Source organism: Mesorhizobium sp. M0816 (assembly GCF_040320005.1).
Taxonomy (GTDB): Bacteria; Pseudomonadota; Alphaproteobacteria; order Rhizobiales; family Rhizobiaceae; genus Mesorhizobium.
This window is the reverse complement of the sequence record NZ_JAMYOT010000011.1, coordinates 202,995-214,060: the sequence shown is the minus strand read 5'-3', so window position 1 is coordinate 214,060 and position 11,066 is coordinate 202,995. Positions and strand designations below refer to the sequence as shown.

12 protein-coding genes and 1 pseudogene are annotated in these 11,066 nt (G+C 61.6%); 2 read left to right on the top strand and 11 right to left on the bottom strand.

The features are described from left to right. Nucleotides 1-127 precede the first annotated feature (127 nt). The 7 genes from NKI17_RS19520 to NKI17_RS19490 all read right to left on the bottom strand — a co-directional run bounded on the left by NKI17_RS19520 (nucleotide 128) and on the right by NKI17_RS19490 (nucleotide 5,524). The gene (locus NKI17_RS19520; RefSeq protein ID WP_023678444.1) at nucleotides 128-598 is read right to left on the bottom strand and encodes a MaoC family dehydratase; all 471 of its coding nucleotides are present in this window, start codon (nucleotides 596-598) and stop codon (nucleotides 128-130) included. Continuing rightward, a complete protein-coding gene (locus NKI17_RS19515) occupies nucleotides 595-1,056 on the bottom strand; it encodes a MaoC family dehydratase (protein WP_352782464.1) in 462 nt (153 codons plus the stop codon). Before NKI17_RS19515 ends, NKI17_RS19520 begins: the two co-directional genes overlap by 4 nt. A gap of 134 nt (nucleotides 1,057-1,190) precedes the next feature. Next, a complete protein-coding gene (corA, locus tag NKI17_RS19510; protein ID WP_352906598.1) occupies nucleotides 1,191-2,165 on the bottom strand; it encodes a magnesium/cobalt transporter CorA in 975 nt (324 codons plus the stop codon). Nucleotides 2,166-2,382: 217 nt separating this feature from the next. Then, nucleotides 2,383-3,486, bottom strand: a complete 1,104-nt coding sequence (gene ychF, locus NKI17_RS19505; protein ID WP_352906596.1) for a redox-regulated ATPase YchF — start codon at nucleotides 3,484-3,486, stop codon at nucleotides 2,383-2,385. 77 nt (nucleotides 3,487-3,563) lie between these two features. Further along, nucleotides 3,564-4,127: a hypothetical protein gene (locus tag NKI17_RS19500; protein WP_352645069.1), complete on the bottom strand. Its 564-nt coding sequence runs from the start codon at nucleotides 4,125-4,127 to the stop codon at nucleotides 3,564-3,566. A gap of 3 nt (nucleotides 4,128-4,130) precedes the next feature. Further along, nucleotides 4,131-4,856: an aminoacyl-tRNA hydrolase gene (gene pth / locus NKI17_RS19495; RefSeq protein ID WP_352906594.1), complete on the bottom strand. Its 726-nt coding sequence runs from the start codon at nucleotides 4,854-4,856 to the stop codon at nucleotides 4,131-4,133. Nucleotides 4,857-4,879: 23 nt separating this feature from the next. Next, entirely contained in the window at nucleotides 4,880-5,524 is a 645-nt protein-coding gene (locus tag NKI17_RS19490) for a 50S ribosomal protein L25/general stress protein Ctc (protein ID WP_352575776.1), read from the bottom strand. 221 nt (nucleotides 5,525-5,745) lie between these two features. Here NKI17_RS19490 and NKI17_RS19485 point away from each other — a divergent pair. After that, nucleotides 5,746-5,841 (top strand): annotated as a pseudogene (locus NKI17_RS19485) (alpha/beta fold hydrolase); the annotation flags it as partial. Nucleotides 5,842-5,905: 64 nt separating this feature from the next. Here NKI17_RS19485 and NKI17_RS19480 read toward each other — a convergent pair. Both NKI17_RS19480 and NKI17_RS19475 read right to left on the bottom strand, forming a co-directional pair. Continuing rightward, nucleotides 5,906-6,655 carry an SDR family oxidoreductase gene (locus NKI17_RS19480; protein ID WP_352906592.1) on the bottom strand — a complete coding sequence of 250 codons (750 nt, stop codon included), beginning with the start codon at nucleotides 6,653-6,655 and terminating at the stop codon, nucleotides 5,906-5,908. A gap of 203 nt (nucleotides 6,656-6,858) precedes the next feature. Then, nucleotides 6,859-8,103 carry an MFS transporter gene (locus tag NKI17_RS19475; RefSeq protein ID WP_352906590.1) on the bottom strand — a complete coding sequence of 415 codons (1,245 nt, stop codon included), beginning with the start codon at nucleotides 8,101-8,103 and terminating at the stop codon, nucleotides 6,859-6,861. A 128-nt stretch (nucleotides 8,104-8,231) separates the two neighbouring features. Between NKI17_RS19475 and NKI17_RS19470 the strand changes: the two genes are divergently transcribed. Then, nucleotides 8,232-9,113 (top strand): AraC family transcriptional regulator, encoded by an 882-nt coding sequence (locus NKI17_RS19470; protein ID WP_023678428.1) that lies wholly within the window; start codon nucleotides 8,232-8,234, stop codon nucleotides 9,111-9,113. Between the two features lie 97 nt (nucleotides 9,114-9,210). On the opposite strand, the gene NKI17_RS19465 is transcribed toward NKI17_RS19470, so the two are convergent. Further along, a complete protein-coding gene (locus NKI17_RS19465; RefSeq protein WP_023678427.1) occupies nucleotides 9,211-10,146 on the bottom strand; it encodes a ribose-phosphate pyrophosphokinase in 936 nt (311 codons plus the stop codon). Between the two features lie 253 nt (nucleotides 10,147-10,399). Continuing rightward, entirely contained in the window at nucleotides 10,400-11,020 is a 621-nt protein-coding gene (locus NKI17_RS19460) for a hypothetical protein (RefSeq protein WP_023678426.1), read from the bottom strand. Nucleotides 11,021-11,066 lie beyond the last annotated feature (46 nt).

The window sequence follows — 11,066 nt, the reverse complement described above, 5'->3', positions numbered from 1 at the left end:
CCAAATCAGAACGTCACAGAAGAATCATACAGCACACGCCGGCGGAATCCGACACGTCACAACCGAGTCAATCCGTCGCAGCAAGATGTGTATACGCCCTAGCTGTGGGAGAGGGAAAGAACTCCGCTCATTCCACCTTCACCAGCACGGCACTTTCGAATTCGATGACCTTGTCGCCGGTCGAATCGAAGGCCTCCGAGCGGAGCGTCAGCAGCCGCCAGCCCGGTCGCGAGGCGATGGGGCGATGGGCCAGCGCGGTGCGGGTGAAAGTCACGGTTTCCCCGGCATAGACAGGTTTGGGCCATTTGAGGTTCTTGAAGCCGGGCGAGGGGCCGAATTCCGGCACCGGCCCAGGACCGGGCCAGCGGGCGACCTCTGCCTCTATGCCAGCCTCGAGGTTCAATTTCATCCAGGTGGCGGCGGTGTGCCAGCCCGAGGCGCAGAGCCCGCCGAATATGCTGTTCCTCGCCGCCTCTTCGTCGATATGGAATATCTGCGGGTCGTATTTGCGGGCGAACGCCTTGATCGCCTCCGGTTCGAATCGATGTGAACCGAGCGTGACGGTGATACCGATGCAGAAGAATTCGTCGAGGCTCACGCACTGCCCTCGCGGGTGAGGAACATGACGGTGTTTTCGAGCTCGAAAACACCTTCGCCGCGCTGGTTGAACAACTCGCTGCGCATGGTCACCAAGCCAAGGCGGGGTTTCGATCTGGACAGTCGCTTGGCAAGGACGGTGGTGCTGCCGGTCAACAGGTCGCCGGCCAGGACTGGCCGTTTCCATTTGACCTGGTCGACGCCCGGCGCGCCCTGCGAGGTCGAGTCGAGCAGGAAGGCATCGCACAGCATGCGCATGAACATGGCGCAGGTGTGCCAGCCCGAAGCCGCCAGCCCGCCGAGAATGCTGGCCTGGCCCGCGGCCTCGTCGAGATGCATCGGCTGGGCATCGAATTCACCGGCGAATTCTATGATTTCGGCGGCACTTACCAGCTTGGTGCCGAGGTCGAGCGAAGCGCCCTCGACAAAATCCTCATAAGCCCAGGTCTTTGCGGTCATGGTCTGGAAATCCTGTTCAGGATTGTACGATCGCTACGGGTCCGGGTCCCGGATGCAGGCAGCGTGGCATTTGGTCAAGCAATTTCTATTGCGCCAGCCCGCTGCGCCCAAGCCGCAGCGCGGTATTGACGACCCTATAGCCAGCCGCGGCGGCGGAAATACCAGAAAGGCAGGATTGCCGAAAGCACCATCATGCCGATGGCGAAGGGATAGCCAAAGTGCCATTTGAGCTCAGGGATGATGTCGAAATTCATGCCGTAGATCGAAGCGACAAGCGTCGGCGGCAGGAAGATGACAGCGGCGACGGAGAAGATCTTGATGATGGCGTTCTGCTCGATCGAGATCATGCCGAGCGTCGCGTCGAGCAGGAAGCTGATCTTCTGCGACAGGAAGGTGGCGTGGTCGGCGAGCGACAGGACGTCGCGCGACAAGGTCTTGATGCGAGCGCGGCTGTCCTTGCTCATCCTGCTTTGCGTGGAGGCATGGGCGAGAAAGCCGGCAAGGCGCTGCAGCGAGATCAGGCTGTCGCGGATCGAGGAGGCGAGGTCCTCCTTGCGGCCAATGCCTTTCAACAGCTCCTGGAAGTCGCGGTTGCGCTTGGAAACCTTGGTCGAGCGTGCCTCGAAGATGTCGCGCGAGATCGCCTCGACGTCGCGGCCGGCGCGCTCCAGAATGTCGGCGAGGCGGTCGACGATCGCCTCCAGCAGTCCGATCAGGATGGTGTCACCGCTGGTGCAACCGGTCGCCACCTTTTCGGCGCGCAGCGGAAAGGTCTTGAACGCCTTCGGTTCGTGGTACCGCACGGTGATCAGCCTGCTGCCGGCGAGCACGAAGGTAACCGGCGACATCAACGGATCGTTCACCTCGGTCTGCGCAGGCAGAATGGCGGTCATGAAGTAGGCGCCGTCCTCGACGTAGAGACGGCTCGAGATCTCGATCTCTTCCATCTCTTCGCGGGTCGGAACGGCGACGCCGAGCCAGGTCTCGATTGAAGTCTCTTCTTCCTTTGTCGGGTTGAAGAGGTCGACCCAGACGACAGTGTCGCTGTTTTGCAAGAGATCGTCGACCACGCGCAGGCGATCATTGTCGACGACGAAGGCCTTGATCATCGCCGGGTCTCCCTTGCTGTTGCCAAAGAGCGTTCGTTTGGAGGGGGCGCGTCAGTCACATCGCACGGACACGGGCAGGCGAGGCGCGAGGCCGGTGCAGAGGCCCCTTAGACCCCGCACGATGGCCCGTCAAGCAGCGCAAGAGGCACTGCGACACCCTGCTTTGAAGTTTGTCATCGAGCGACGGCAATGGTGACCATTGGGCTCCCTCGCCGGGTCAGGTGTTGAACTTGAACAGCATGATGTCGCCGTCCTGGACGACATACTCCTTGCCTTCGTCGCGCGCCTTGCCGGCCTCCTTGGCCGCCACTTCGCCGCCCAGCCTGACGAAGTCGTCATAGGCGATGGTCTGGGCGCGGATGAAGCCGCGCTCGAAATCGGTGTGGATGACGCCTGCCGCCTGCGGCGCCTTGGCGCCCTTGTGCACGGTCCAGGCGCGTGTCTCCTTGGGGCCAACGGTAAAGTAGGTGATGAGCTGGAGCAGCTCGTAGCCGGCGCGGATGACCTTGTTCAGGCCGGGTTCGTCCAGACCGAGCGTTTCCAGGAATTCCATTTCCTCTTCGTCCGAGAGCTGGGCGACCTCGGCCTCGATCGCCGCGGAAATCACAACGGTGCGGGCACCTTGCGCGGCGGCCATCTTCTCGACCGCCCTGGTATGCGCGTTGCCGGTGGCGGCATCGGCTTCCGCGACGTTGCAGACGTAAAGCACCGGGTGTGAGGTCAAGAGATTCAGCCCCTGCAGGATGCGCAGATCCTCAGCCGAGATGCCGTTGAGCAGGATGCGGGCGGGCTTGCCGGCCTGCAGCAGTTCAAGCGCCACTTCCATCATCGGAAGTACGGTCGCTGCTTCCTTGTCCTTGCCGGCGGCACGCTTGCGGATCTGCACGATGCGGCGCTCAAGGCTGTCGAGGTCGGCAAGCATCAATTCGGTTTCGACGGTCTCGGCATCAGCGACAGGATCGATGCGGCCCTCGACATGGGTAATGTCGTCATCCTCGAAGCAGCGCAGCACATGGACGATGGCGTCGACCTCACGGATGTTGGCGAGGAATTGGTTGCCAAGCCCTTCGCCTTTGGAGGCGCCACGCACTAGGCCGGCAATGTCGACGAACGAGATGCGGGTCGGGATGATCTCCTTCGACTTGCCGATCGCGGCGATCTTCTGCAGGCGCGGGTCGGGCACCGCCACCTCTCCGGTATTCGGTTCGATGGTGCAGAACGGATAATTGGCGGCCTGCGCCGCCGCCGTCCTGGTCAACGCATTGAAGAGCGTCGACTTGCCGACATTGGGCAAGCCAACGATGCCGCATTTGAAACCCATTTTTGTCTGATCCTATCGGGAAATCGAAATTTGATCAGGGCTATGGGCGAAAGCGCCGATGATCGTCAAGGCGCAATTCAATTCAGACGCTGCGCGATGTCATCGGTGCCTATCGCCAACGAACGAACGCCGGACCTGCTCAGTATTTGCAGAAGATGCCAGAACGCGTCGACCTCAGCGGTTCCGAAATCGATGGTCAGTTGCCCGTCGAGCAATTGCGCACTGTGAATGACGTTTCCGACGGTCTCCGATGTTTCACGCTCGCCATCGATATCGAACCAGCCGCGAAACCATTCGTCGAAGAGATCGCCGTCGAGCTCATTTATAGGGAATTTAAAATGAACCTCATCCCACCTGAAAGGTGAGATGAGGACATCCATTCCACCCATCCCGGCGTGAATATCCGGAGAGAATTTCACATAGGAATCGCTGTTGATGAATTGCGGATTTGGCTGTCCGTCATTACTGACGAAATCAACCGCGATGAAATTTCGATAGAAGGAATCGACGTTCGAAAACTTGATTTCGGTCGCATGCGATCCTTGGCTGTTGCGAGCAAGTTCGCCGGCAGCGGCGACGAAATAATCAACATACTTCTGTCTGATGAGACGGACCAATTCCTGAATGTCATCCAGATCCATGGCTCAGTCCTTGCCGCCAAAAAGCTTCTTCAGCATGGCCGCCATCGGGCCGGTTTCGGGCAGCTTGGCCGCCGGCTGCTGCGGCCGCGCCTGGCGGACGTGGCTTTGCGCCTTTGGCGCCTTGGGCGGCGGGCGATCGTCGTCGTCCGTCGGCGTGAGCTTGTCGCGCAGCGCCAGCGTCACGCGGTTCATGAACGAATTGTCGTCGCCCTTGGCAAGCAATCCGGCACCATCGGCGATTGCGTCGAGCAGCACGTTCAGCCATTCGCGGTCGCCCTTGGCGAAATCGCCAAGCACATGGCCGTGCACCATTTCCTTGACGCCGGGATGGCCGACGCCGATGCGCACACGGCGAAAATCCTTGCCGACGTGCTGGTCGAGCGAGCGGATGCCGTTGTGGCCGCCGGAACCGCCACCGACCTTGACCCGCACCTTGCCGGCGGCAAGGTCGATCTCGTCATAAAAGACAGTCAGCGCCGAAGGGCCGAGCTTGTAGAAGCGCAAGGCTTCGCCGACCGACTGGCCGGACAGGTTCATGAAGGTCTGCGGCTTGATCAGGATCACCTTTTCGCCGGCAAGCGTGCCTTCAGCGATCAGACCCTGGAATTTCTTCGACCAGGGCGAAAAGGAATGGCGGCGGGCGATCGCGTCCGCCGCCATGAAGCCGACATTGTGCCGGTTGTTGGCGTATTTCGCGCCCGGATTGCCGAGGCCTGCAAAGACAAGCATCGTCGCCTCCGGGCGGGAAGGGGTTACTTCTCTTCGGCGGCAGGAGCCGCTTCGGGCGCAGCCGCTTCAGTCGTCTCTTCCGCAGCCTCCGGCTTCATCGCCGAGGAGCCGGCAATGGTCGCGATGGTGAAGTCGCGGTCGGAGATCACCGGCTTGACGCCGGCCGGCAAGGTGACGGCCGAAATGTGGATCGAATCGCCGATATCGGTACCGGTGAGATCCACGATGATGAAATCCGGGATCGCATTGGCCGGGCAGTGGAACTCGACCTCGTGGCGCACGATGTTGAGCACACCGCCGCGCTTGATGCCGGGCGACTTGTCTTCATTGATGAAGTGCACGGGCACATCGACGTTGACTTCGGTATCCTTGCCGATGCGCAGGAAATCGACATGGACAGGGAAATCCTTGACCGGGTCGAGCTGAAAATCCTTGGGCAGAACCTGGATCTTGTTGCCGTCGACATCGATCGTGGCGACCGTGGTCAGAAACCCGCCGCCATGGATCTTGTAGTAGATGTCCTTGTAGGTCAGCGCAATCGCCAGGGGAGGCTGCTTGTCGCCGTAAATCACTGCAGGCACTTTACCGTTGCGGCGAACTGCACGGGCGGACCCCTTACCGACCTGTTCGCGCGCTTCGGCCTTGAGCTCGTAAGTATCGTGGCTCATGGCATTTCCTTTCGCGTTGTTCTGGAGCGCTCACGGTCAGCGTGGCTGGGCCGTAAACGTCGAAAGCCGCCGGGCCTGCATATCCGAAAGCCGGCAGCCGCATAAGCAAGCGGACCTTTGTTCGGGATCACAAGGGAAGGCAGCCTTCCGCCGCGTTGCCTCCAAGGGTGTCTACGCGGGTGACGGCTCTATAGCCGAAGGCGGGAAAGGGTGCAAGTCATGGCAGGCGACAGGTCTACAAGGGTTTCCCCCATAGCATGGCGACCACCCATGCCGATGTTATAAACACCGACATGCTGGCCTTCTTCAGGGCGTAAGGCCTTTCAGAACGTAACAAAAAACCGCCATCTGCGGGTGATCTCGTGTCAGGTCGTGCCGATGTCAGGCGATGCTCAAGCCGCCATCGATCAGCATTTCCGCACCGACCATGAACGGGCATTCGTCCGAAGCAAGAAAAACCACCGCGTTGGCAATTTCCTCGGCGGTTCCGAAACGACGGGCAGGCACCAGGCCGACCACAGCTTTCGCACGCGCCTTCGCCGCTTCGGGGTCCAGCCCAAGTTTGTCGTTGAGCGGAGTGTCGATCGGACCCGGGCTGATCACATTGGCGCGAATACCGCGTTCTATCAGTTCGCCCGAGAGCGTCCGGGCGAGCGAAATCATGCCGGCCTTGGCCAGCGCATAGACGTGCGTTCCAGCCATTCCCATATGCGCGTTGACCGAGCCGCTGAGGATGATCGACGACGGGTTCGAAAACAGCGGAACGAGCGCCTTGACCAGGAAGTACGGCCCCTTGAGGTCGACGTCGATGCTCCTGTCAAACGCGGCCTCGGTCCAGTCGCCAAGCGGGCGCAGGTCGGCGATACCGGCATTGAGGAAGAGAGCGTCGAGCTTGCCGAAGGTTTCCTCGATCCGCCGCGCTATGTCGTTCTGGGCAGCAGCATCTCCGGCGTCGGCGGCAATGACAAGCACATCACTGCCGAGGATGGTGCGCACCTCCTCGAGACGGCTCGCATTTGTTCCGGTGATAGCGACGCGCGCACCTTCCTCGATGAAACGTCGCGCCGTCACCAGGCCGATGCCGCTGGTGCCGCCGGTAATCAATGCGGCCTTGCCTTTTAGTCTGGACATAAGCGAATTGCCTTTCCTGGCGCGGAGCGCTGCGCAGCATCAGGGCTGAGCCCGGTATGTTCAACTTGAAGGCGCTGCTGACCAAAATTTTGCCTTCAGGGTGACCCTCTCTAACAGGCTTTTCACCCGGCGTATGGTGAAAGAATCATCGAGGGCGCGGCAACTGTCGCGCCCTCGTATCAATTCCGAAGATGAACTGATTTTTAGCTGGCCGCCGCCTCAACCTTCCGTGCTTCCCGCATGTTAGGCAGGAGGACCGTCAGTAGCCCGAGCAGCGGCAAATACGAGCAGACCTGGAAGACGAAATCGATGCCCTTCATGTCGGCGACGACGCCAAGCACGGCGGCGGCGATGCCGCCCATGCCGAAGGCGAAGCCGAAGAAGATGCCGGCGATCATGCCGACGCGGCCGGGCACCAGTTCCTGGGCGAAGACGACGATGTTCGAGAAGGCCGAGGACAGGATCAGGCCGATCAGCACCGTGAGAACCATTGTCCACTCGAAATTGGCGTAGGGCAACGCCAGGGTGAAGGGCAGCACGCCGACGATCGAGAACCAGATCATCGCCTTCTGTCCGTAGCGGTCGCCGAACGGGCCGCCGAGCAGGATGCCCAGGGCCGAGGCGCCGAGGAACAGGAACAGCATGACCTGCGACATCTGCACCGAAACGCCGAATTTATGGATGGCATAGAAGGTGTAGTAGCTGGACAGGCTGGCGATGTAGGCGTTCTTGGTCAATACCAGCAAGGTTAGCACCGCCAGCGCGCTCAGGACCTTGCGGCGCGGGAAAGGCGAAACGAAGCCTGCCGCTTTGCGGTTGCCGAGTGCGGCGCGCAGGCGGCTGTACCAGCCGCCAACCTGCCACAGCACGATGATGCCGATCAGCGAGCCGCCGGCAAACCAGGCGATGCTGGTCTGGCCGAAGGGCACGACGATGAAGGCTGCCAGCAGCGGCCCCATCGCCTGGCCGAAATTGCCGCCGACTTGGAACAGCGACTGCGCAAGACCGAACCGGCCACCGGAGGCGAAGCGGGCGATGCGCGAGGATTCCGGGTGGAAGATCGCCGAGCCGATGCCGATCAGCGAGGCGCCGATGAGGAGCAGCGAGTAATGTCCGGCATAGGCCAGCACGACCAGCCCGATCAGCGAAGAAGCCATGCCGTAGGGCAGCGAATAAGGCATCGGCCGCTTGTCGGTAATCATGCCGATCACCGGCTGCAGCAAGGATGCCGTCACCTGGAAGGTGAAAGTCAAAAGGCCGATCTGCCAGAAATCGAGACCGTAATTGTCCTTCAGCAGCGGATAGATCGCCGACAGCAGCGACTGCATGATGTCGTTGATGCAATGGCAGAAGCTCACCGCCAGGATGACGGTGAAGGCCGTCGCCTGAGCTGAAATGTGGCTGGCCGCTGCCGGCTTGGCGTCGGCGGTTGCTGTGGTATCGGTCAAGGCAGGCTCCGTGGTCTTTTTGGCGGGCGCTCCCGCAGGCGGTCTTATAGGCCGCAGCCTTATACGTTGCTTGTCACGCGACTTCTTTCGTGGTTTGGTCCAATAGTTTCGCAAGTGGGCCATAGCTGATGCCGCATGGCAGGGAAATGTTCAGAGCGGGCGACACCGATCTCGGGCTGTTGCATGAGCGTCGCTGGCAATGGCTGGAGCAGGCCGTAGGGCCGGCAGTGGCGCTGCCGACCGAATATCCGGACGGCTACCATGTGCCACGGCACCATCATAGCCGCAGCCAGTTGCTGCACGCGCTGGTCGGTGTCGTGCTGGTGACGACGCGGCATGGGCGCTGGATGGTGCCTCCGGACCACGCGATGTGGATCCCCGCCGGCACCGAACATTCCGTCGAGATGCTGGGCGACGTCAGCATGCGGTCCGTCTATGTGATGCCGGAGGCCATTCCCGGCCTGCCGGACGGGTTGCGTGTCGTCGGCATCACCGACCTGATGCACAGCCTGATCGTGGAATCGGAAAAGCTGCCGCAAGGCGCCGAGCTGGAGGGGCGGGGCGGACTGATCATGAAGCTCCTGCTGCACGAAATCCCGAACCTGCCGGAACGGCCGCTCGGCCTTCCGTTCCCGTCCGATGCAAGGCTGGCGACACTGTGCCGGCGCTTCGTCTCGGCACCGTCACCGCATGCGACGATCGACGAGTGGGCCGCTATCGTCGGCATGAGCCGCCGCTCTTTCACCCGCGCGTTCCACCGCCAGACCGGATTGTCGCTGTCGACCTGGCGTCAGCAGGCCTGTCTGTTCGCGGCGCTGCCACGGCTGGCCGACGGCGAGCCGATCACGAGGGTGGCGCTCGATCTCGGCTATGACAGCGTGCCGGCGTTCATCACCATGTTCAAGCGCATGCTGGGAGCCTCGCCACGCGGTTACATGCGGGGCGCCCGTGATGCTGGCGAAGGTGTGCGACGAATAAGCGGTCCGGCTCGGCCTGAGTCGCAGCCCTGAAGGGCGTGGCGTTCGACCGGCCTCATGCGACGCGCTCTGGGTTCTTGCTTTTATGCATGCCGTTATCGCAAAACCGCTGCACTTTGCGCGACACGCATTAATCGAACAGGCTCGACACCGATTCCTCGGTCGCCGTGCGCGAGATCGCCTCGCCCATCAATTCGGCGATGGAGATGACGCGGATATTGGCGGCGTCCAGCACTGCCTGGGTCGGCTGGATGGAATCGGTGATGACCAGTTCCTGCAGTTTCGAGGCGCCGATGCGGGCGATGGCGCCGCCGGACAAAACGCCATGGGTAGTATAGGCGGTGACACTGGTGGCGCCGTCGGCAAGCAGCGCATCGGCCGCATTGCACAGCGTGCCGCCCGAATCGATGATGTCGTCGATCAACAGGCAATCCTTGCCGCGCACGTCACCGATGACGTTCATGACTTCCGATTCGCCGGGGCGCTCGCGGCGCTTGTCGACGATGGCAAGCTGGGCGTCGATGCGCTTGGCGAGCGCGCGGGCGCGGACCACGCCGCCGACATCCGGCGACACCACCATGACATTGGCAAGCTGCTTGTATTTCGCCTTTACGTCGCGGGCCATGACCGGCACGGAAAACAGATTGTCGGTCGGGATGTCGAAGAAGCCTTGAATCTGGCCGGCATGGAGATCCAGGGTCAGCACCCGGTTGACGCCAGCCCTCGTGATCATGTTGGCGACCAGCTTGGCCGAGATGGGTGTGCGGCCCGAGGCGCGGCGATCCTGCCTGGCATAGCCGAAATAAGGAATAACTGCAGTGATGCGCTTGGCCGAGGAGCGCATGAAGGCGTCGATCATGATGAGCAGTTCCATCAAATGATCGTTAGTCGGGAACGAGGTGGACTGCAGGATGAAGACGTCCTCGCCGCGCACGTTCTCCTGGATCTCGACGAAGATTTCCTGGTCGGCGAAGCGCCTGACGCTGGCCTTGCCCAGCGGAATGTTGAGGTAGCGGGCGACTGATTCGGCCAGCACCCTGTTGGAATTGCCCGCGAAGAGCTTCATGCACCGTTCCTGGCGAAGGATTGAGAGACTCCGATAGCACTCCAGCCTCTTAGTCGGGCTTTTAGCGGCCCGCGCCGGTATTGCAAGCGTCGTGAATGGGAATCCGCCGGCTAATCTCAATAAACGCTTACGGCTTGAGCATGCGGCGATAGAGCCAGTTCCATGCCGACGGAATCGGGATAGCTTCTAACTTTCAGTCTGAGCATGCTCTTTTCCGAAAACCGGATTCCACTTTTCGGAATTATGCTCCAGGTCAGCCGGCGCCGCCGCCAAGCCAAGTGGCGAACTGGTCGATTGTCTGGTCGGCAATTGCCTGCATGGTCGCCGGCGCGACCGCCGTCCAGCCTTCGCCGCCGCCAACAGAGGGCGCCTTCTGCTGGCCGTTGATGCGATGCAGCCGGTTGCCGGCCGGGTCATAGATGTCCCAGACATAGATGACGGTAGTGTCCTTGCCTTCCGTCATGGTCGAGAAATAGCCCTTGAGCACATGCGTTGGGGTCTGGTCGGTGCTGCCGGCCAAGGTGATGCCGCGCTGCCTGGCGCGTGTCTGAAGCTCGGCGGTCAGCGGTGTCGCGGCTTCTACCGAGGCGCCGACGATCGGCGCCACCTGCAGCCGGGTCCGTGCAATGGCAGCCGCGCTTTTGGCGGGCGGCACGGCTGCTGCAGCGGAAGGCTGCGCTGTATCTGCAGTTTGCGCTGTGCCGGCAGGCTGAGCCGGAGTTGCGGGGGGCGTTGCGGCACCTCCGGCTCCGGAGAGCGATTGCGTCGATTGCGGGGCAATGGCCGAGGGTTCGAGAACGTCCTTCGCATTGGTGCAGGCCGCCAGTGCCAGCGCCACGAGCAATGACACGGTCGTCACATGCGATCGTCTCATTAGCCTGAAAACTCCTTGGCGACGAACGCCCCTCACACTCTTTCCA